We start from the raw sequence: 25,550 nt of genomic DNA, 5'->3' as shown, positions 1-25,550 counted from the left end.
GTGTTGCTATTACAACTCAAGTGCATATTCTGTTTTTTCTTTAATATTGATGATTTGACAAAGAAAGGATGGGTAAAAAAGATAAGGAGCTAGCAACAAACCATACGATGCAGCTTTGTTGCACGCAACTTTAGGTAATGATTAATTATAGCTATATAGAGGAGTAGATTTTCTAATGAAACAACGAAGGCGAACATGGACGAGAATTGCGTTTCTTATCATCTCTTGCTTACTACTTTTCGTGATCTCTGGATTTGTGTATGAGTGGATTGCATCCAAAAAGGATAAATCACAATACCCGCCTCCGGGGGAATTAGTCGATGCCGGGGGCTATCGACTTCATATTCATAAACTCGGTAATGGCTCTCCGACAATATTGCTTGAATCAGGGAGTGGGGAAAGTAGCCTGTCCTGGAGGGATATTCCTGAAAAGCTGTCATCATTCGCCACTGTTGTATCCTATGACCGGGCAGGCTATGCCTGGAGCGAGGAGGCTGCTACTCCACGAACCGGGGAAAACATCGTTCGGGAGCTTCATCTCGCCTTAAAAAACGCAGACATCCAAGCTCCTTATATCCTGGTAGGCCATTCTCTCGGAGGGATGTACTCAAGACTGTACGCGCAGACCTACAAAGACGAAGTGGCAGGATTGGTTCTGGTGGATGCCAGGCCTGAGAATGACGCTCGCCGGACAAATGAGATCTATGCCAAAGAACGACCTAAGGTCAATCCCTCCCCGTTAATATCCATTCTCCTAGAAAAGTCAGGAGCATTTCGCCTGTTTCCCAATTTTATGCTAACGGGTCGAGTCGAATATCAAGATAGAAACTCTTTTGTGAATATTGTCGCTTCTTCTAAGTACTTTCGATCTGTTGCGGAGGAAGGTGATCTAGCAAGCACTACCGAAGATGCCATACGGGGACAGCATCTGGGCAACCTCCCTGTACGTGTAATTGCCCGGGGCGTTCAACAAGATTTGACTCAGTTCGGTATTAGTAAGCGCGGAAATGATCAGATCGAACAAAGCTGGCAAATGGGACAGCGCGAGATGCTTAACATCTCTACAAACAGCAAATTTATTGTTGCCAAGAAGAGCGAGCATATGATCATCCATGATCAACCGGAGCTTGTCATCCAGGTCATCCGTGAACTCATCACCGACACCAGTCATTTTCAGTCAACCATGTCTAGAGCATACACAGACAATTAGGGGCTTTATATGTTAAGGACAGCATAAAAAAACAAAAGACGCCCCGAGTTCCTTCTATATAAAGGAATCCGGGCGTCTTTGCTACCCTATACTATTCTCGTTGATTGATCTTAGGACAGAATAGGCTTGTTTTTAGATGAGGCTTCTGCAATTTTACCAAGTATTTGTTTCAGTACTTTAGCATTTTCCCCGACAAAACCGGAATCAAGCAGCACATCATGCGTTCCGATGACTTCGTATTCTTTGTATTGACCATGCGTCGCCTGTTGCCATAACAATTTATCTAATGATGTATCTGGACCAATACTATCATCCTCCGCAATCAGAGCATGGATATTCGCATGAACTTCACCTGCGTTAATAAGCTCATCGCGGTAGGTGGAGTACACCAACATTTTGTCCATGACTCGCTCCCTGTCGGCTGGATCGGCGAGGAATACTTTGTACTGCTCCCTAATGCTATCCAGCACTGTCTCGACAATCTCTTCAAGCTCCTCAGGTGTCGATTCATCCTTGGACATCTTTCTCATAGCATCTACCATAATAATGTCACCAACATGGTAGCCTCGGCTTTCCATAGCTTTAGCTACCTCGAAGGCGAGATTTCCTCCAAGTGAGTATCCAAGGAATACATATGGGCCCTCGGCTTGAATGTTCACGATGGCATCGATGTATCGATCCAGCATATCTTGGCCCTGAAAACGATCGCCGATAAATTCCATCCCGTACACCTCGCAAAGCCCATCCAGCTCCTTGGCCATCTCATAGTACCCCAGAGAGTGACCTACCCGAGGAGGGAAGCAAAATACTTTAAGCGTTCCTTTCCCTGGGAAGTGGATAATTTCCATTTCTTGTTCGTCGGCAGTAGTTGTTGCCTGCAGCTTGAAAATTTCATGCGCCATTTCTTCCACAGTCGGCAGATTAAACACGGCCTGGAGTGGGAGATGGACGCCCATATTAGACGAGATCCTTTGGATCAAGCCCAATACTTTCAGGGAATGGCCCCCAAGGTCAAAGAAATGATCTCTGATCCCGATTTCCTGTACGCCGAGCACCTCGGACCAAATCTGAGCGAGCTCGACTTCTGTCTGCGTACGTGGCGCGATATACTCCGCTGTGCTCCGCAGAAGGATTTCTGGTGCCGGTAGCGCTTTGCGATCCAATTTGCCATTCGGATTCAGCGGCATTTGTGCGAGCTGTACGAAAGCAGACGGAATCATATAGCTTGGCAGCTCGCTGCCCAGTGCTTCGCGTAATACGCCCGCTGCGAGCCCTTCCTCGGCCACAAAGTATGCGCACAGCTGAGTACTTCCGCTGGAGTCAGCCAGTGCTAGAACAACCGCTTCCTGCACCGATGACACCCTCAGAATTTGTGCCTCCACTTCTCCCAGCTCAATGCGGTAACCCCGGATTTTTACCTGGTGATCGATCCGTCCCAAATATTCAATATTCCCGTCTGGCAGCCATCGGGCCAAATCGCCCGTTCGGTAAATCCGTGCTCCCGGTTTGTACGGGTGAGGAATGAACTTCTCTGCCGTCAGGTCCGGCTGGTTGAAATACCCCCGCGCTACCCCTTCGCCTGCAATGCAGAGTTCTCCCGGTACCCCCACAGGTGATACCTGAGAAGCGCTGTCCATCATCCATACTTGGACGTTAGCGTACGGTTTGCCGATCGGCACATGCGTTAGAGCCGCAGTCTCAGGGCTAGTTGTATATCGGGTCGCATATACGGCCGCTTCGGTAGGACCATAGATATTCTCCAGTACTGCGTGTGGAGATACTTTATAGTACTCTTCTACAAGTTTGGCAGGCAGCGTCTCGCCGCAGGCAAACAGGTATTTCAGAGTAAGGAATCCTTGGGTGCCGCTTTCTTTCAAGTATTGAACGAGCACACTGAGCATCGATGGCACCAAATTAAGATGCGTGATTCGGTTCGTATCCACAGCCTCCAGCAGTGCCATCGGGTCTTTGTCCACGCCTTGTGGCAGGATCACGAGAGTCCCCTGTCCAAAGAACCAGCAGAACAGCTCTGGCACAGAGAAGTCAAAGGTGAATGTCGTTTTGAGCAGGAAACGGTCGCCTGCCAACATCGGATATTCAGCTTCCAGCTGACTCAGCGTATGGACGGCAGAGCGGTGTTCAATCATTACACCTTTCGGCTTGCCGGTTGAACCTGACGTGTAAATGATATACGCCAGATGCTCCGGCCCCGCAATTGGCTCCAGATTCGAGCTATCCCCATGGTACGCCTGCGGATCATCAAGTGCCAGGATCGTGCCAGTGAACGGGAACCGATCTTTAAGATGGTTCTTCGTCAGCAGAAGCTTCGCCCCCGAATCCTCCAGCATGTGGCGAATACGGTCTTCTGGGAACTCCGGATCAATCGGTACATAGGCCCCACCAGCTTTTAGAATGGCATGAATACCAATGATCATCTCAAGCGAGCGCTCGACCATGATGCCAACTGGTTGGTCCGGTCTGACCCCTTGGGCACGCAGTGTACGCGCAAGACGGTTCGCCTGCTGATGAAGTTCTCCATAGGTAAGCTTCGTTTCTCCGTAAACAAGTGCTGTACGATCCGGTGTGAGCGCAGCTTTTTCCTCAAATATGCCGTGGAGGGTCTGCTCACGCGGATAAGGAGCTACTGTATCTCCCCACACCTCTATTATTTGTGATTTCTCTTCTGGCGTGATCAGTTCCAGCTCATCAATACGGATAGCAGGTTGTACAGATACGCTTGTCAGAATTCTCGTCAAGTGTCCTTGAATCCGTTCCACGCTCTCCCGGTCATAGACGCGAGCATTATATCGATACAAGAACTCCAGACTACGTCCCGGCAGCACAATAAGGTTAAAATCATAATTCGTCTGTTCAAACATCTGAACATCTGTAATTTTGTATTCAGCCTCTTCACCGGCAATTTTCTCTTCTAGATGCTCTTCTACCGGGTAATTTTCGAACACCATAATATGAGAAATCAAATCTTGCTTTTGTTCGCTCTGTGCTTGAATCTCATAGAGCGGATAGGAATCATAAGCATGTCCTGCCAAATATAATTCCTGCTGTCTTTTCATCACATGGGAGAACGTATCGCTTCCCTCGGCCTGAACCCGAACTGGAACTGTATTAATGAAGAGACCGATCATGCTTTCGATTCCCGGAATCTCGGCAGGTCTTCCCGATACCACACTTCCGAAGACGATATCCTGGCTTCTATTGTAGCGCTGCAACACGATTCCCCAGGCTGCTTGCATCAGCGTATTCATCGTCACCTGATGCTGTTTGGCCACCTGTTCCAGGCGATCGGTCAGTTCCGCATCCAACGTGAATACCAGCTTCTCCGACACATAGGCCTCTGCTTTTGCCGATGGCTGTGTGATGGCTTGTGGCAGCTTCGTCTGCTGCTCGTAGCCTTCCAGGTACCCTCTCCAGTAAGAGGATGCCTCTTCCTCGCCTTGTTTCTCCAACCATTGAATGTACTGGCTGTACGATGCTGCTACAGGAAGCTCAGGTTCCCTTTGCTCACGTAGAGCTCCGTATGTTTCAAACACTTCCTGGAGCACAAGTGGCATACACCAGCCATCCAAAATGATGTGATGAGAGCTCCACAACAGATGGTAATGCTCTTTTGCAGTACGTAGAATAGCAACACGCAGCAAGGCTTCATTCGCAAGATCAAAGCCTCTTGCTTTGTCTTGGGCAACATAAGCTGCAAGACGCGCTTCTATTTCAGCGGAATCCAGCTCATGCAAATCCTCGTATACGAAATCGCATGCTCTTTCTTTGAACACAATCTGTATAGGGAAATCGCCCCATCCAGCATGGAAATTCGTTCTCAATATGGCATGCCGTTTCATCAGTTGCTGTAAGCTGCGTTTGAAAACCTCAGGATAGAACACTCCCTGAATTTCAAATGTGGCCTGCTCAAAGTAGACCTCTGAATGAGCCTCCAGCAAGCTGTGGAACAACATCCCCTTTTGCATCGGCGTCAGTTTATACATATTCTCAATACTACCGATATGCCGTGTCTGCTCTTCTAACTCCTCAATCTTTTCCAAGCTGATATCTTTGAGGAGTACATCGCTTGGTGTTAGTTCTGTTCTTTCCTTACTTACGCAATGTCCAATGACTTCACTAAGACAGTTCTTCAGAATGCCAACAAACTTAGCCACGGACTCCCCGTGGAACTGATGATGGTTATAGCTGACCGAGAGTTGAAGCTGCCCTTCGGCAATCAGTCCATTAATGTTCAATGCCTGATGCTGCACCATCTGCTCACTGACCTCAGGTCCTACGGAGTAAGGCGATACTTCCATCGTCCCTCCTGCAAGATCCTGATCGAACTGACCCAAGTAGTTGAACGTAATCTCCGGTTCAGCCGAGAAGGAGGAGGTATCGGGACTGTCGCTTAAATATTTCAAAATCCCATATCCGACACCTTTGTTCGGGATACGACGCAAGCCTTCCTTTACATGCTTGATTCTGGCCCCGATCTCCAATTCCCCGTCCATCTCAAGGGCGACAGGGTATTGACTTGTAAACCAGCCTATTGTGCGAGTAATATCCAGTTCCGGTACAACAGGCTCCCGCCCATGTCCCTCCAGAAGGATGCCTACACGTTCGATTCCCGTCCACTCGTGAACAGCCATACCAAGGGCTGTCAGGAGCAGATCGTTGACCTCCGTATTGTAAGTACGGTTCGCTTCTTTCAGGAACTGCTCTGTCTCTTCTGGTGACCATCTGACCGTGATAGCCTCGCTATCCTTGATGAGAAGTGCGCCATCTACCTTGTCTTTGGGAAGAGGGACAAAGCCATCTCCTTCTACCTCTGCCCAATAGCTGAGTTCTTGTTCAGCCGCCGGGCTGTTAGCAAATTGTGTGATTCCCTCAACCCATGCACGGTACGAATCCGTCTTCTGCGGAAGCTTGACTGCTTCTCCACGTGCTGCCTGCTCGTAGCCTTCCTGCAGGTCCTCAAAGAGGATACGCCAGGATACGCCATCCACAGCCAGATGATGAATAACGATCAACAGATGTTCGCCTTCCGCACAGCGGAACAGACCCAGTCTAAAGAGAGGTCCATCCTCCAGAGAGATGCTGCGCTGAATGGCTTCCGCACCCGCTTCTATTGCTGAAGCCGGGTCTGTCTCATCCCGCAGGTCGTGGATTTGGAGGCTATAGAGTTCACCCTCACCTACGCTCCGGTTCCAGGCCTCCAATCCCTGCTCTCCTTGGCGGAACACCAGTCGTAAAGCATCATGATGCTCTGCAATTGTCCGAACAACCTCGGCGAGCGCATCGGTATTGAAGCCATCCCGTCGGTACAACATGACCGACTGATTAAAGTGATGCAGATCCATTGACTGTTCATCGAAGAATCTGTGCTGAGCAGGTCCCAGTCTTACCGATCCGTGTACCTCGCTTTGGTCCGCAATTCGGCTGACCACACTAACGCGCTGCGCCAACTCTGCAATTGTCGGATAACCGAACAAATCCTTCATTTCAAGCTTGTAGCCTGCTTGAAGAAGCCTTGAGGATACTTGAATGGATTTGATCGAGTCACCTCCAAGTTCAAAGAAATTATCATGAATGCCGACAAGCGGCACGCCAAGTACACCTTGCCAGATTGAAGCCAAAATGTTCTCCACATCCGTCCGCGGAGCGGTAAAGTCTGCTCCCGCCTTTATACCCGAGTTCGGTTCAGGCAGTGCCTTGCGATCCAGTTTGCCATTCGGTGTCAGAGGCATCACGTCCAGTTGTACGAAGTAAGACGGAATCATATATGCAGGCAGTCCGGCAGACAGTTCGTTTCTCAGCTCGCTGACAGACATTTCGCGATCCGCTACAAAGTAAGCACACAGAGACTTCTGTCCATTGGCGTCTGCCCAGGCAACAACGAGAGCTTCCTCGACAAGGGGCATATCCAGCAACTTGGCCTCAATCTCACCAAGCTCAATACGATAGCCCCGTATTTTGACTTGATGGTCAATACGCCCAATGTACTCAATGTCTCCATTAGGAAGGCGACGAGCCAAATCTCCGGTGCGATACATATTTCCTTCCGCAGCGAACGGATTCCTAATGAATTTTTCTGCGGTAAGATCCGGACGGTTCAGGTATCCACGGGCTACCCCGTCCCCGGCGATGTACATTTCGCCCTCCACACCTAACGGTACGAGACGAAGCTGTTCATCCAGGATATGAATGTATATATTGTCTGACGGCAAACCAATCGGTACGGATTCCCGTGTATCCTTCGCAGGATCATACAGGTGAATCATGCAACCGACGACGGTTTCGGTTGGACCGTATTCATTGTAGATTTTGATATTGCCACCAAAGAGGTCGGTAATCGTTTTTGACAAATGTGTGGTCAGATTCTCTCCACCCACAATAAGCTGCTGAATGCGACTCTCTACCGGGATGGTCATATCTTTAATCAGACTGAGATGCGTCGGCGTCAGCTTGAGAATATCCACCGCATTTTCGCGCAAAATATGCTGAACAACCTCCGCTTTATCTATACCATCATAAATCCGTACTATTCCTCCATTTATTAACGGAGTAAACATTGATGTCATCGTCAAGTCAAACGAAATGGACGAATACAGCGGGAAGTCTGTTGGTTGCCCTGCACAATAGACTTTATTTGCCCACCAGATGTAGTTCACGATTCCTTTATGGTTAATCATGGTTCCCTTCGGATTTCCTGTTGTACCCGAAGTATAGATTAGATACACCAAATCGTTTCCTCTCACAGGAATATTAGGATTATTCACTCCGTCTCCGTAGATGTGCGGAGAATCCAACTCCATAACCATTCCCTCAAAGGAAGCTAGTTTCGTCAGGTGGCTCTGTGTGAGCAGAATCTCAGCGCCAGAGTCCTTCAGAATATACTGAATCCGCTCCTGCGGATATTCAGGATCAATCGGTACATAGGCTCCACCCGCTTTGAGCACACCCATGATAGCGACAAGCAGCTCCATAGACCGATCCGCCAACAGCCCCACTACTTGTTCACTCCGTAGTCCTTGGGCTATCAAGGTGGAAGCTAGTCTGTTCGCCTGCTCGTTCAGCTCCCGATATGTGATCTGGATGTCGCCGCTTATTGCCGCGATCTTATCCGGCGTACAAGCCACCTGTTCCTCAAACAAGGTATGCAGGCCCTGATCACTTGGGTAGACATGAGCCTTGCCACCCCAGTCAAGCAGGTTTGTCCGTTCCTCTGGTGTTACAATCTCCAGCTCCTGTATCGTCGCTTGCGGACGAGTAGCTACCTGATCGAGCATTTGCAATAAATGTCCTCCGATTCGCACAATGCTTTCTTGCTCGTAGACCAATGCATTGTAGCGAATGCAGACCTTAATGTCCTCGCCTGGAATGACCACCAGGTTAAAGTCATAGTTGGTTTGCTCAAACATGGCGAAGTTGGCGACTTCGAGATTGTCCTCCGTTTGATTACCCGACTGTTCTACCTGTTCGTCAAGCGGGTAATTTTCAAAGATCATAATATGAGAAATCAGGTCTTGCTTTTGGCTTGTTTTCCCCTGAATCTCATACAACGGATAGGTGTCGTAGGCACGACCAGCCAACGAATGTGCCTGTGTACGTTTCATTACCTCGACGAAGGCCTCGTCTTTGGATGACTGTACACGGATAGGTACTGTATTAATAAACAGACCCACCATATTCTCGATCCCTGCAATCTCTGCCGGTCTACCCGATACAACGCCGCCGAAAACGACATCCGAGCTGGCATTATAACGTTGAAGAATCAGTCCCCAAGCTGTCTGCATGAGTGTGTTGACGGTCACGTGATTGCGCTTCGCGACAACATCCATTTTACCGGTCAAAGATGCACCCAGATGGAGAACATGCTCTTTTAGGACATAGCCCGCTTCTTTGGCTTGAGATTTCGTTTTACCTTCCGGCAATACGGTATTCCCGTCATAATCTTCGAGATATTGGCTCCAATATGTTGAAGCTTCTTGATCATCCTGTGCATCAAGCCACTCGATATAACGGCTATAGGGCTGAGCTGGCGGCAGGACAGGCTGTAATTGCTGTTTCTTGGCAGAATAATAATCGAACAGCTCCTGTGTAATGATCGGGATACACCAGCCATCCATAACAATATGGTGGAAGCTCCACAATACAAGACAGCTTTGATCCTTCTGCAAGACGGTCACTCGCATCAGCGGATCTTCTGACAAGCTGAACCCCTTAACCATATCTTCAGCAATATAAGCCTTGATTCGGGCTTCTTGTTCCTGCATAGATGCGTCGCGCAAATCTACGTAGTGCAGAGGGATTAACCGTTGCTTAAAGACAACTTGCAGCGGTACATCCGCAATGTTGTTGTAAAAGCCGGTACGTAGTATGGCATGTCGTTGCACCAAAGCCTGGAAGCTCTCGAAGAAGATATCTACATCGAAGCTGCCACGCATCTCAAACGTTGCCTGTTCGAAGTATGAAGAGGAATCCGGCTCCAGCAGGCTGTGAAACAGCATGCCCTTCTGCATTGCCGTCAGCTTGTACACATCCTCAATCTCTCCGATATGAGCCGTCTGCGCCGTAAGTCGATCAAGCTGCTCCAATGTTAATCCTTGGAACAGAACATCACTAGGTGTAAGCTGTGAACACTCCTGAGCTACACAATGCCGGATGACCTCACTAAGGCTTGACTGTAATAATTCAGCAAAATGACTCACCGTCTCGTTACGATACTGCCTGTTGCTGTACGTAATCGTCAGTGATAGCTGTCCTTCAGCAATCATGCCATTCACATCCAGAGCATATTGCTGCGGTGTGTGATCGCTGAGCGCCTTACCGACTGAATGTGTAGACAAGCTAAGAGCATTCCCCTCCAAATCCTGGTCAAACTGTCCAAGGTAGTTGAAGGAAACTTCTGGTTCTACGCTGAATCGAGTGTCTTTTTCCGGTGCCATATATTTCAGCAGACCGTAGCCGATACCTTTGTGCGGAACCTCTCGCAAATTCTCCTTGATGCGCTTGATCCGGGTAGATACTTCCTGCCCATCTTGCAGGTTCAGCAGAACAGGGTACTGAGTTGTGAACCAGCCCACGGTACGGGTAATATCCAGATCTGGTACGATCATTTCCCGTCCATGTCCTTCAAGGTTAACCAGAACCTGCTCCATGCCTGTCCAGCGCTGAATAGCTGCTCCCAGAGCAGTCAAGAGTAAATCATTCGTCTCCGTATGATAAGCCCGGTTTGCTTGTCGCAACAGCAGCTCTGTTTCTTCAGCAGACCACGTTACCGTAACCGACTCGGTATCCCGAACGGTGCCTGGCTCCTGATCCTTATCCTTGGGCAGTGGAGCCAGAAGCGTCTCCTCAATCTGCTGCCAGTATGAACGCTCCTCGTCCAGGGCAGGACCTGCTGCATACTTCGCCGCTTGCTCGGACCATACAAGATACGAATCGGTCTTTTGCGGAAGAACAATCGTTTGTCCATTCAACGCCTGCTCGTATCCTGTTGCAATGTCTTCAAACAGGATGCGCCAGGACACACCGTCAACCAAGAGGTGATGAATGACAATCAACAAATGATCGCCATCTTCACAATGGAACAGGCCTAGCTTGAACAGTGGGCCACCTTCCAAGTCAAAGCTTGCCTGAATGGCATTGGCTTGGGCCTGAACCGCAGCTGTCTGGTCTTCCGCCTGCCGCATATCAGCAATGTCCAATGTGTAGAGCTCGCCTTCATCCGTTCCCCGATTCCAAGCTGCGTATCCAGCTTCTGTAGGCCGGAAAACCATGCGCAGCGCGTCATGATGGATCGCAATTTGGTCCATTGTCAACCGGAGTGCAGCCTCATCAAAGCCGTCTTTCCGATAGAGCATGACGGCATGATTATAATGGTGCGGCTCCGCTGTATGGCGTTCAAAGAACCAGCGCTGAATTGGCATTAACTCTGCTGCACCTTTAATTTCGCCCTGTTCCGCTGTACGTCCGGCTGCCTGAAGATACGGGCTGAGCTCGGCAATTGTCGGATATTTGAAGAGATCCTTCATCTCTAATTTATATCCAGCTTGGAACAATCTCGAGGACACTTGAATCGCCTTGATGGAGTCACCACCCAGGTCGAAGAAATGATCGTGGATGCCGACCTGCTGTGCTCCCAGCACACCTTGCCATACGGAAGCCAAAGCTTCCTCAGCCTTCGTCCTTGGCGGTTCATAAACCGCTCCAGTCTGCACATTGGCCTCCGGAGCCGGAAGCGCTTTGCGATCCAGTTTGCCATTTGGTGTCAAAGGCAGCTGTTCCAATTGCATAAAGTAAGATGGAATCATATAAGCCGGCAGTTCGGCAGCCAAGGCTTTTCTCAACTCTCCTACCGTCAGCATCTGATCGGCTGTGAAATAGCCGACAAGCACTTTTTGTCCACTTCCATCCTCTTGGGCGAGCACAACGGCCTCTCTTACAGACGGAGCATGGAGCAGCTTCGCTTCCACTTCGCCTAGCTCAATACGGTAACCACGGATTTTTACCTGATGGTCAATCCGTCCCAAATACTCCATGCTGCCATCCGGCAACCAGCGTGCCAAGTCACCCGAGCGGTACATACGCTCGCCTGCTTCGAACGGATGAGCGACAAACTTCTCTTCCGTCAATTCCGGTCGGTTCAGATAACCTCGCGCCAGACCTACGCCCGCCACATAGAGTTCACCTGGAATGCCAATCGGCTGTGGACGGCGTTGTTCATCCAAAATGTACGCTCGCAGCGTCGGAATCGTGGTGCCGATATTGCTGCGGCCCTGTTCAATTTCCAACTCTGTAATTTCCTTGTAGGTTACATGCACGGTCGTTTCGGTAATGCCGTACATGTTAATGAGCTGCACTTGCGGATACTTCGTTCTCCAGTCCTTGAGCAGGGCCGGAGCTAATGCCTCTCCACCGAAGATAATCATACGGAGGCTCAGTTCTGCCGCCTGATGACCGAGCTCTTCCTGTAGCAACTGGTAGAAGTAAGTCGGTGTCTGGTTCAAAACGGTGACCTTCTGATCCTTAAGCAATTGTAAGAAACGATCTGGACTCTTCGCGGTAAGCGATGGAACGATGACCAACCGTCCTCCGTTCAGCAATGCTCCGTACATTTCCCATACAGAGAAGTCAAAACAGAATGAATGGAACAGTGTCCACGTATCCTGAGGACCAAAGTCAAACATATTTTTATCATTAAAGAGCAAGCGAACTACATTTTTATGCTCAATCAGTGTTCCCTTTGGCTTGCCTGTCGTACCCGATGTGTAGATGACGTAGGCAAGATTCCCCGGTCCGGCTGCAGGCTCCAGGTTTGAGACATCCTCCTTGTAGGAAGCCGTTTTGTCCAGACTTACGATATCCCCGGCGAAGGAGACCCGTTGCTCCAGATGCGCTTGTGTCAGCAGTAGCTTGGCTCCTGAATCCTCAAGCATAAAGCGAATGCGGTCTTCTGGATATTCAGGGTCTACAGGGACATAGGCCCCGCCTGCTTTCAAGATGGCTAAAATTCCGACCACCATTTCAAGGGAACGATCCGCCATGATTCCAGCCAAACCGTCTGGTTGCAAACCACGTTCCCTCAGCGTTCGGGCAAGTCCATTGGCCCGCTCGTTCAGCTCGCTGTAGGACAGGGCTGCATCTTCACATACGACTGCCACTGCATTCGGAGTACGTGCGGCCTGCTCCTCGAACAGCGCATGGATCGTCTTGTCACGAGGATAGTCTGCCTTGGCTTCGTCCGGCGCTTTCATCAGCCTTAATTTTTCCTGAGGTGTCACGATATCAAGGGATGACAACGGCAGTGCCGGATTGGCGATGGCTTCCCGAATAAGCTGTACAAAGTGGCCTGCCATCCGCTCAGCAGTCTCTTGCTTGTAGATCGCAGTCGCGTACTCAAGCGTGCAGTTCAATGCCCCGTCTGCTTCACTCACGGTCAGCGTGAGATCGAACTTGGCAGCCGGATGTACATTATCGTAAGGAGTGAAGCGCAATCCTTCTATTTCTTGTTCTCCCTGCTCGATATTTTGCAGGACAAACATGGTATCAAATAGTGGGTTACGGCTCAAATCACGCTGAAGCTCCAGCTTTTCTACCAGCTCCTCGAACGGGTAATCCTGGTTTTCATAGGCCCGCAGCGCTGTTTCCTTCACTTCCTGCAGATAAGCCTCGAAAGGCTTCTCTCCTTCTGGATAAGTACGAAGTGCCACTGTGCCGACGAACATACCGATGAGGCCTTCGAGTGTCGCATGGGATCTTCCTGCCACAGGTGAACCGACGATGACATCTTCCTGACCTGTGTACTTGTGCAAGAGCGCTGTATAGGCTGCCAGCAGTACCATGAACAGAGTGGAACCCGTTCGGGTAGCCAGCTCCTGAAGTGAAGCACTCAGAGAAGAATCAATTTGGAAGTCGATTCGATCGCCCGCAAAGCTTCGCACCGCAGGACGAACTTCATCTCCTGGCAAATCCAGCACTGGCAAGCTTCCGCGGAAAGCATCCAGCCAGTAAGCCTCCTGGGCCTTAAGACGCTCGCTTCCGAGCTGCTCTTGCTGCCATACCGCATAGTCTGTGTACTGGATCTGTAGCTCAGGAAGTACGTCCTCCTCTTGGTAGAAGCGGAGAAACTCTTCTATGAGAATATTCATAGAAACCCCATCTGAGACAATATGGTGCATGTCAAACAATAGTAAATGGCGCTCATGTGCAATTCGAATAAGGCCGACCCGCAGCAATGGAGCTACACCCAGATCAAAAGGACGGACGAACTGCTGAAGGGTAGCTCCTGCCTCTTCCTCGCTCAACTCCGCATATTCCACAGCAAACGGAACATCCGTCAGGAGCTGCTGTACAGGTTCACCGTTCACGGTCACAAAACGAGTACGCAGCGAACCATGACGATGAATCAGACGACGGAATGCCTGCTCTAGCCGTTCCCGATCCAAAGCTCCCTCAACGGTAAGAATACCCGGCATATTGTAGCTCAGCTCTCCACCTTCCAGCTGACTTAGAATAAACAGTCGTTTTTGGGCCGAGGACAATGGATAATGCTCTCTCGCTCCCGCTGTAGGAATTTCTTCGAAATTCAGCGGTGTATAGCCCTCAATAGCACGGGCCAATCCTTCAATAGTAGGAGACTCGAACACTGCTCTCAGACTAATCTCGCGATTCATTTCCTTGCGAATTCGTGAGACTAGCAGGGCTGCACGCAGTGAATGACCTCCAAAATGGAAGAAATTGTCCTTCACTCCCGCATTCTCTACACCTAGCACCTCTTGCCAGATTTGGGCTAATTGCATTTCTACAGGTGTCTTTGGAGCCTCAGATGAAGCAACTGCCCATCCACGCTCGCCCTGCAGCGCTTTTCGATCGATTTTTCCGTTCGACGTCAGAGGCATATCGTCCATTTGTATGAAGCGGGAAGGGATCATATATCCAGGTAACATCTCCGACAGGACGGCCCGAAGTTCGGATACCTCAAGTTTCTGAGCGGCTACGAAGTAAGCGACTAGATCCTTGTAGCCGTCATTGCCCTCTACAGCCATGGCCACGACTTCCTGAACGGACGGCACTCTGAGCATTTGTGCTTCTACCTCGCCTAGCTCGATACGATAGCCGCGGATTTTGACTTGGTGATCTATTCGACCTAAGTACTCGATGGTTCCATTCGGTAACCAGCGAACCAAGTCACCCGTCCGATACATACGCTCTCCTGGGGCAAATGGATTGTCCACAAACTTCTCATCCATTAACTCAGGCTGGTTATGATACCCCCGCGCTAACCCGATACCCGAAATGCATAGCTCTCCAGCTACACCGACAGGTTGCAATCTAAAATGGTCATCCAAGATGTACACACTATGGTTAGCAATAGGTCGTCCAATAGATACAATATCCGTTGCTCCCTCACTGTCCGGGACAGACCAGATTGTGGTGCATACGGAGTCCTCTGTTGGGCCATAGCCATTAGAGTAACGCACATGCTTCCTCCACTCTTCGATCAACTCGATCGATGCGGCCGATCCAGCGGTTAGCAAGCACCGCAGTGTTGGCAAACGCTCTGGATCAAGGTGGATAGCGTAAGCGGGTGGCAAAGTCGCTACCGTAATCCCCTTATCGTTCATGAACTGCTCGAACAGGGCATGATCTAAAATATCTTGTGTAGAAGGGATGCACAGAACAGCCCCGTGGCTCAGCGCCGTTAAAATTTCCGAAACCGATGCATCAAACGACAGGCTTGCAAACTGAACGATCCGATCCTGCGGTGTAACTTCGAAGTGTGTCCCGTATACGTCCGAAAGATTGGGTAGTCCCCGATGCTCGACTAATACGCCCTTAGGCTGACCCGTCGTACCTGAAGTGTAGATCACGTAAGCCAGATCATCCGGGCCGGCAGTAGCCTCCAAATTCGAGGTGTCGGCATCATAGGTCGATGATTCATCCAGCAGCAAAACATTTTCCGTCCATCCGAGATGCTCCAAGAGATGGGCCTGTGTAAGGATCAGCTTCGCCCCGGAATCTTCAAGCATGTAACTGATTCGTTCTTTCGGATACTCTGGATCGATTGGAACATAGGCACCCCCGGCTTTCATAATGCCGTAGATCGCAACGATCATTTCGAGCGACCGTGCAGCAATCAGTCCCACCAGATCTCCCGTCTTGATTCCCTGAGTACGGAGCCTTCTCGCCAGTCCATTGGCTTTTGCATTGAGCTCGGCGTAGGTCAGCATCTCGTCCCCAAACAAAAGGGCAGTCGCGTCTGGCGTTCGTCCCGCCTGTTCCTCCAACAGCCCGTGGAACGTGTTACATTGCTCGTAAATACATGGTGTATTTCCCCATACGTTCAGAATCTGTTCTTTCTCCTGCGGCGTGACTAATTCTAGAGCATCCACGGAAATTGCAGGATTCTCCACAATTTGTTCCATCAGGTGGAACAAGTGGCCCTTGATTTGCTCGATCGTGGCTGGATCATAGACGAGCGCATTGTATTGGAACAACAATCTCATCTCTTTGCCTGGTAGAACAATTAAGTTAAAATCGTAATTCGTTTGTTCAAGAAGCTCCGCTTCCTCAATCTCAAAGGCAGCCTCGCCACCACCCAGACGCTCTACTTCCTCTTCCACAGGATAATTCTCAAACACCATAATATGAGAGATGAGATCCTGCTTCTGATCCGTCTGAGCCTGAATTTCAAACAACGGGTAGGTATCATACATATGAGAAGCCATATATTGTTCCTGCTGCTGCTTCATCAGAACCGTGAAGGGGAGATTCTCCTCTGTCTTCACACGAACAGGAATCGTATTGATGAACAAACCAATCATCCGATCAATGCCCGGAATTTCTGCTGGTCTGCCTGATACTACACTTCCGTACACGACATCCCGGCTACCGTTATAGCGTTGAAGTGCAATGCCCCAGAGGGACTGCAGCAATATGTTCATCGTGACATGAGCATCCCTGGCCACCTTTTCAAGGCGCTCAGTTAATTCCTTGCTGAGAGGATAATTCAGCTTTTCTGCTACATAGCCTTCTCCCTTACTTGCTCCACCGACTTGAGGTAAAAGCGTCTGCTGCTCGTAACCGGCCAGATATCGGCTCCAATAGTTGGACGCAGCTGCTTCATCCTGCTGTTCCAGCCATTCGATATATCGACTGTACGGATGAACCTCTGCCAGCTGCGGCTCTCTTCCTTCCAGAAGGGCAAAATAGTGTTCAAATACCTCCTGCGTAATTAACGGAACACACCACCCATCCATGACGATGTGGTGAAAGCTCCATAAGAGACGGAAGCTCTCTTCATCTGTTTGTAAAATCGATACACGAAGAAGCTCGTCTTCAGCCAGGTTAAAGCCCCGTGCTTTGTCCTTAGCACCAAATGTCTTCAGGTAAGCCTCACGCTGCGATGCATTCATCTCCCGCAGGTCTTCGTACACCAATTTAGCGCCTCTGTGCCGAAATACAACCTGCAAAGGCTCGCTGCCCCATCCGCTGTAAAAGTTCGTGCGCAGGATGGCATGACGCTCCACCACTGCATCCAGACTGTGTCCGAAGGCGTTCGGATCAAAGCTACCTTTAAAGTCAAAAGCAGCCTGCTCAAAATAAGCGCCTGTACGCGGCTCAAACATATCATGGAACAGCATGCCCTTCTGCATCGGCGTCAGACTATATACATTCTCAATATCGCCAATGTGGCTCGTTTGCTTAGAAAGCTCCTCCAGGTCGGCAATGCTTAGACCTTTCGCAAGCACGTCGCTTGGTGTCAATACGGTTTTTTCTTGGGTTACGCAATGCTGAAGAAGCTCCCGCAGGCTTTCTTCAATATATCCAGCGAGCTGTTCCATCGTAGATGACTTATACTGTTTTCCGTTATAAGTCATCGTCAGAGTCAGGGCTCCGTCCGTCACCATGCCATTGATATCTAGCGTATAGGCCGGTTCCTCCAACAAGCTTTGCGCGCTTCCGGTCGGATAAGGAGAGATCTGCAATGAGCTTCCTTGCAAATCCTGATCAAATTGCCCCAGATAGTTAAAAGAAATCTCAGGTTGCAAGCTGAAGCTATCTTCATCCAACTGACTTGCCACCGTTTTGAGCAACCCGTAGCCAATACCTTTGTTCGGAATTCGGCGCAACCCTTCTTTCACAGACTTGATCAAGGAGGCCACTTCCGAGTTATCCCCCAAGTCTAAAATCACCGGATATTGACTTGTAAACCAGCCGACGGTACGGGTGATGTCGATATTCGGTATAATCGGCTCACGACCGTGCCCTTCCAGATTCACAGCAACCTTTTCGATCCCAGACCACTTGGATATCGCCATGCCTAGAGCAGTCAATAGCAGATCATTCGTCTCTGTTTGATAAGCACGGTGGGCCTTTCTCAACAATTGGTCGGTTTCTTCTATAGTCCATTGTGCTGTTACTACTTTGCTATCCTGTAAAAGAAGGCTTTCCACAGCCTCATCCTTCGGCAACTGTTCGAGTGGCTGATCCTCCAGCTCTCTCCAATACGCCCGATGAGTCTCCATTTCAGGGCCTTCCGAATAACGAGCAAGGGCGTCACCCCAGTCACGGAAGGAATCCGTCTTCTGCGGGAGTGTCAGTGCTTGGCCTTGAATCACCTGCTCATAGCCTGCTGCGATGTCCTCGAACAAAATCCGCCAGGATACTCCGTCCACCACCAAATGGTGGATCACGATCAGAAGGTGGTCTCCATCCTGACAATGGAAAAGTCCTAACTTCAGCAGCGGGCCTTCTGCCAGATGGATACTGCGCTGAATGTCATCCGACAGCGATGCAATGGCTGCAGTCGGATCGGATTCACTCCGTAAATCAACGGTGAACAGGCTATAAAGCTCTCCTTCTTCAAGATCACGATTCCAAGCTTCGTAGCCATGCTCTGTCTGACGGAAAACCATACGAAGGGCGTCATGATGCTCAGCAAGTTTTCTCAGCACCTGATGCAAGGCCTTTTCCTCAAATCCCTGTTCACGATACAGCATAACCGCTTGATTGAAGTGATGAGGCTCTGCCTGCTTCCGGCCAAAGAACCACTGTTGGACTGGAGTCAAGCGAGTCGCTCCACGCACAACTCCCTGTTCAGCCATGTGCACAGCCGTCTGTATTTCCGCGCCTAGCTCGGCAATGGTTGGCGATTTGAACAGTTGCTTCATCTCTAACCGATAGCCGGCCTGCAGTAACCGTGACGACACCTGAATGGCCTTGATGGAATCTCCACCCAATTCAAAGAAATTGTCATGGATACCCACCTGTTCGGCACCCAGCACCCCTTGCCAGACAGACGCCAAAGCTTCTTCGGCCGGTGTACGAGGAGCTGTATACTTCCGTCCTGTATGCGCACCTACTTGCGGAGCCGGCAGAGACCTGCGGTCCACTTTTCCGTTTGACGTTAATGGCATACGATCCATCTGAATAAAATAGGATGGAATCATATAGCCCGGAAGCACCTGCGATAGGGAAAGACGTACTTCGCCTGCCGTGAGCGTACGATCCGCCACATAATAAGCGCAAAGCTGCTTCTCTCCAAGCTCATCCGCGCGAACGACCACTACAGCGTCGATTACTGACTCCACCTTGGCCAGTTGGGCCTCGATTTCAGGGAGTTCGATGCGGTAACCACGTATTTTGACCTGCTCATCAATTCTTCCTTTAAACTCCAAATTCCCATCTGGAAGCCAGCGCACCAAATCCCCAGTTCTGTAGCAGGGTTCTCCGTCCTTCACAGGACTAGGGACAAATTTCTCTGCTGTGAGATCAGGACGATTGAGATATCCGCGCGCTACACCTTCACCGCCGACAATGAGTTCACCCCAAGCACCAATAGGCTGTAATTGCAGCGATCCATTGACCACATAAGCGGTCGAATTACTAATTGGGCGACCAATCGGTACGACCCCTTCGGCACGACCTGGAATCTCGTAGGTGGTGGAGAAGGTCGTATTCTCTGTCGGACCATAGCCATTGATAGGGACAAGATCAGGATTAGCCTCGATTACACGATTCATATGAGATATGGACAGTACGTCACCGCCGACTAGTAATGCTTTGAGCCCTCTGAACAGGTACTCATCCTGCAGGGAAAGCTGATTGAAAAGCGGTGAAGTAAGCCACAATGTCGTAATCCCGTACTTGGCAATAGCTGCTTTGAGCCTATCGGCAATCAGAATGTCGTCATTCTCTACGAAATAGAGCTGTCCACCGTTAAGCAAAGCTCCCCATATCTCGAATGTAGAAGCATCAAAGGCCACTGCTCCCGTTTGCAAAATCCGCGTAGATTCATTCAGCTCCACATAGTTGGTCTCTTTGACCAGACGAACCACGTTCCGGTGTTCAACCATAACGCCCTTCGGTCTACCCGTCGTACCCGATGTATAGATGACATAAGCAAGCCCCTGCGATCCTTGGGCAGTCTCCGGCTGGGCAGGTTCAGCTGCATAAGCCTCTTCACTGCTAAGATCGACAATCGGTATACCGTAGTCTACATTTATAAGCTCGCTCTTTTGCACCAATAATAGCTTGGCGTCGGAATCATTAAGCATATAACGCACCCGATCTTCCGGGTAATCAGGATCAATAGGCACATAGGCTCCACCCGCTTGAAGCACCGCGAGCATACCAATGACCATTTCGATGCTTCGTCCGCCCATCACGGCCACAGGCTGCTCCCTTAACGTTCCCAAACGACGCAGTGTTTGGGCCAATCGGCTCGCCTTGTCTTCCAATTCAAGGTACGTTAGCTGGACATCTCCAAATACAAGCGCCGTTTGCTCTGGTGTACGCTTGACTTGTTCTGCGAACAGCTCATGAATGGTCTTGTCCCTTGGATAAGGAGCCGATGTCGCGTTAAATACTTCAACGATCTGTACTTTTTCCTCCGGTGTGATCATTTCTATCTCGGCCAGTTGCAACTGGGGATTGGCCGAGACTGCGTGCAGAATCCGGAGCAAGTGCGTTGCAAGTCGCTCTACACTTTCACGGCGATATAAAGCCGTACTATACTCGAGGCCAAAGGCTAATTTTGAGCCCTTCTCCTCTACATTGAGGGACAGATCAAATTTGGCTGTGACGGTGTCCATCAAGTAAGGAGTAAAGTGCACTCCGTCCATTTCCTGCTCTTCCTGCTCGGTATTTTGTAATACCAATAGGGTGTCAAAGAGCGGATTGCGGCTGGCATCACGTCCTACGCCCAGCTTTTCGACCAATTTTTCAAAAGGGTAATCCTGATGCTCAAACGCCTTGAGCGCTGTTTCCTTGATTTCCAGAAGATAATCCTGAAAGGTTTTATCTCCTGCCGGGTAGCTGCGCAAGGCCAGTGTGTTGACAAACATTCCGATGATACCCTCAAGCTCAGCCTGCGGCCTTCCGGCTACTGGAGAACCTACGACGATGTCCTCCTGTCCTGTATATTTGTGCAGTAGTACCGAATAAGCGGCCAGCAATACCATATACAGTGTAGTACCTGTACGGGACGCAAGCTCTTGTATTGCCTTATTTCCAGACTCATCCAATGTAAAATCAATTCGACTACCCTCGAAGCTCCGAACCGAAGGTCGTTGGAAGTCTGTAGGCAGATCCAATACTGGCAACTCTCCTTCAAAGGCTTGCAGCCAATATTTCTCAAGATCTTGCCATTGGTTCTCTGACTGTTCCCGTTGCCATACGGCATAATCCTTGTACTGGATGTGCAGCTCTGGTAGCTGTTCTCCTTGATACAAATGAGTAAGTTCCTCTATCAATATTTGAATAGAAACCCCATCTGAAATGATGTGATGCATATCAAACAGCAACAGATGACGCTCCTCCTGGAGCTTCACCAAGCTAACACGCAGTAATGGAGCCTGACTCAGATCAAAGGCACGAATAAAGCTGTGAATGAGCGTATCCGTCTCCTCCACCGAAGCCTCTGTGTAGTTCAACACGAACGGCACATTCCTATGCACACGCTGAACAAGCTCTCCATCCTGCATATAAAAGCCGGTTCTCAGGGATTCATGGCGCTGGATCAGTGCCTGGAACGCAGACTCCAGCCGCGTGCGATCCAACGGTCCATCCACCGTGAAGACCCCTGGCATATTGTAGCTGAGCTCTCCCCCGTCCATCTGTCTCAGCACGTATAACCGCTTTTGCGCTGAGGACACTGGGTAAGCTTCGCTTTCCGCCGCCTGTGGGATGGATTCGTACATGGTTGGAATGTGTTTCTTCACAAGTTGCGCCAAGGATTCGACTGTAGGTGACTGAAACACCTCACGCAGCGAAATGCTACATCCCAATTCTTTGTGAATCCGTGAAACGAGCACGGTTGCCCGCAAGGAGTGACCCCCAATTTCAAAGAAATTATCCCTGACACCAACGCGGGTAACACCCAAGATATCTTGCCAAATGAGTACCATCTGAGCTTCCACAGCAGTTCTCGGAGCCAAATAAGCCTCGCCGGATTGTACGCTGCTTTCAGGAGCCGGCAACGCACGGCGATCCAGTTTGCCATTTGGCGTAAGCGGCATTTGCTCCAGCCGGACAAAATAAGAAGGAATCATGTAAGCGGGGAGTTCCGCTGCCAGCTGAGACCGCAATTCCCCCGGCGAAAGATCACTGGAGGCTACATAGTAGGCGCACAGCAATTTTTGGCCCTGTTCGTCTTCCCGTGCGAGGACAATCGTTTCCCGTACGTTCGGAGCCTTGAGAATTTGGGCTTCTACCTCGCCAAGCTCAATTCGATAGCCGCGAATTTTGACCTGATGGTCGATCCGCCCCAAATATTCAATATTGCCATCAGGCAACCAACGAGCAAGATCCCCCGTTCGGTACAGCCGCTCTCCCGCCCGATACGGATGTTCAACGAATTTCTCAGACGTCAAATCCGGCCGATTCAAATACCCACGGGCCAGACCGTCCCCCGCAATGTATAGCTCTCCCGGAACCCCAACAGGCTGCAAGCGTCTTTGCTCATCGAGAATGTAAGCGCTAAGTGTGGGGATCGTTCTGCCAATATTGCTTTTCCCCGCTTCAATCTCATGTTCCGTGATTTCCTTGTAGGTGACATGGACCGTTGTTTCCGTAATTCCGTACATATTAATCAGCTGCACATCAGGATACTTGACCCGCCAGTTTCTCAGAAGAGATGGACTTAAAGCCTCTCCACCAAAAATGATTTTTCTAAGGCCAAGCTCTGTCGAAGAGTGCGTTAGTTCTTCCTGTAGCACCTGATAAAAATACGTCGGCGTCTGATTTAAAATGGTGACTTGGTTATCTTTCAACAACTCCAGGAAAGCTGCTGGGCTTTTGGCTGTGAGAGATGGAACAATCACCAATTTCCCTCCATAAAGAAGCGCTCCGTACATCTCCCACACGGAGAAATCGAAGCAGAACGAATGGAATAGCGTCCACGTATCCTGAGAGGTGAAATCAAATAAATTTTTATCGTTAAAGAGCAGTCGAACTACATTTTTGTGCTCAATCAGCGTGCCCTTCGGCTTGCCGGTTGTACCCGACGTGTAGATGACATAGGCCAGATGGTTTGGTCCCGAAATGCTCTCCAGATTGGAGGCATCTCCTGTATACGTTACAGAATCGTCCAGACTCACAAGCTTTCCGTCAAAAGTGGTACTCTCCCACAGATGACTTTGGGTGAGCAACAGACGGACACCTGAATCCTCCAGCATATAATGGATACGCTCTTCCGGATAATCGGGGTCAATCGGTACATAGGCACCCCCTGCTTTCAAAATGGCCAACATCCCGATGACCATCTCCAAGGAACGGTCAGCCATAATCCCTACGAGCGTATCTGCCCCTACTCCCTCGGAGCGCAAATATCTCGCAAGCTGGTTAGCCTGCTCGTTTAGAGCTAGGTATGTAATGCTCTGCTCGTCCATCTGAACGGCTACGTGATCTGGCGTGCGCTCGGCTTGTTCTTCGAATAAGCCATGGATGGTCTTCTCACGTGGATAATCGACTGCAGCGCCTTCCGAAAGAGCCAAAATGGATTGCTCTTCGGGTTCGCCCAATAAGTTTACCTCTGCGATAGAAAGCTGAGGTGAATGAATGACCTGCTCGGCGATCGTAAGCAACTGGGAAACCATGTCCTTAACTTCGCTGCGTTCAAACAGCTCCGTCCGATAATCGACATCCAGTACCAGTTCGCCTTCATCCAGGATCTCTACGATATGAAGTACGAAATCGTTCACTTCATCCCCGCAGAAATCATAATCTGTCAAAATACGCACATCATCCAAATCAACCCAATTGATAAGACGATATTCCATTGAAACGCCAAAAAGCCGCTGAATATCCTTGTTGCCATGCATTTCTCTAAGATCCTGAATTAACTGATTGTATGGATATTTCTGATGCCGCAGGATTGACATCTGATCTCTGGCTACATCCTGCACGAAGCTCAGCACATCCATATCCTTTTCGACGTATGTTCTGGCAGCAGCGGTGCTGACGAACATACCTATCTTTTGCTTCTCTTTTTTGTTCCCCCGGTTAGCGAACGAAGTTCCAATCACCACATCCGGCTGATTCGTCATTTTGTGTATGTAGATATACATCGCACCCATGAAGAACTGGAACAAGGAAATTCTGTTCTGTTGGCAAAATGCCTGCAGCTCGTGATACAGCACTTCTGGTACAGTAAAATGCTCCCGAACAGCGTGAGTGCTTAAAGATAACGGATTATATGACTTCCAACCCGTAAGCTCAGGCAAATTAGAAAATTGATTCAGCCAGTATGCCTTATCCTTCTGGTATCTGTCAGAAAGTTCGTATGCATTCTCATCTGCAATATATTCAATATACGAGCAATCGTCGCCCAGCTTCGGTTCATTTCCTTGAATTAACTCCATGTAAAACGCTGTGAGCTGATTGCCATAGACCACCATTGATATTCCGTCAGAAATAATATGGTGCATCTTGATATTAATCCAATACTCTTCCTCGCTAATCTTCACAATTAAAAACTGGAAGAGTTCAGAATCCAGCAGGGGCAAGGGTTTGCTTTTGTGTTGCTCAAGTAAGGCCTCCACTTCAGATATACTTTCATAGTGGGAAAGATCCAGGCACTCCAACTGTCTTTCTTCATAAGGAACGACATACTGTTGAGGCACTCCATCCACTGAGGTAATACGAATACGGAACGCATCATACTGTTTGATAATCAAATTAATAGACTGCATGAAGGCAGCGATATGGATATGCCCCTTCATCTTAGCTGTACCGGAAAGCTGTGACACTGACGTATCTGGGTAGAGTAATTCGGTATACCATATACGCTTCTGCGCATTTGTTAAATCATATAACTGCATGTCATTCATCTCATTCACTCCTATTCCATGATGTGAATATCCTCCCGCTGCACCTGGCAGTCAGGAGGACAAAAGGACAGTTTAACGTGCGCTTCCACCCCGTCATTGATCCAGTGAAACAATTTCTTCCGCCTCAACCACCAATCGATCCCCTACCGAAGCCCGACCGCTTCCAAGAATATAGCCCCGCCGACGCTTGATCACTTCAAAATAGAGATCAATTCGGTCCCCAGGCTTCGCCAAGCTGTGGAATCGAATTCCATTCAGGTTAGTCAGGTATGAAATGCCTTTTTTATCAATCGCAGCGAACGCCGCCAATTGTGCAAGCGACTCCACAATCAACATAGGAGGCATGTATGGATTAGTGTCTGTAATGAACCACTCACTCCAGGTGACAAGCTTGTATCCCTTCGCCCATTGCGACGTTTCGTACCCGGTCACGCCATCCAACAGAAGAAATGGGTACCGGTGCGGAAGCACATCCGGGATATGGATTAGCTCTTCGCTCACAG

At 49.6% G+C, this 25,550-nt stretch carries 3 protein-coding genes; 1 reads left to right on the top strand and 2 read right to left on the bottom strand.

Going from position 1 to position 25,550, the window contains the following annotated elements; translation table 11 throughout:
• Positions 1-175: 175 nt before the first annotated feature.
• Positions 176-1,210 carry an alpha/beta hydrolase gene (locus ACYCS5_RS15190; RefSeq protein WP_459759732.1) on the top strand — a complete coding sequence of 345 codons (1,035 nt, stop codon included), beginning with the start codon at positions 176-178 and terminating at the stop codon, positions 1,208-1,210.
• A gap of 110 nt (positions 1,211-1,320) precedes the next feature.
• Here ACYCS5_RS15190 and ACYCS5_RS15185 read toward each other — a convergent pair whose 3' ends face one another.
• Together ACYCS5_RS15185 and ACYCS5_RS15180 are read right to left on the bottom strand one after the other, a co-directional pair.
• Positions 1,321-25,047, bottom strand: coding sequence for a non-ribosomal peptide synthase/polyketide synthase (locus tag ACYCS5_RS15185; protein ID WP_459761289.1), 23,727 nt, complete (start codon positions 25,045-25,047; stop codon positions 1,321-1,323).
• 93 nt (positions 25,048-25,140) lie between these two features.
• A complete protein-coding gene (locus ACYCS5_RS15180; protein WP_025721676.1) occupies positions 25,141-25,548 on the bottom strand; it encodes a 3-hydroxyacyl-ACP dehydratase FabZ family protein in 408 nt (135 codons plus the stop codon).
• Positions 25,549-25,550: the final 2 nt, after the last annotated feature.

The organism is Paenibacillus sp. SEL3, from assembly GCF_054602585.1.
This window is presented reverse-complemented; position numbering and strand designations above follow the sequence as displayed.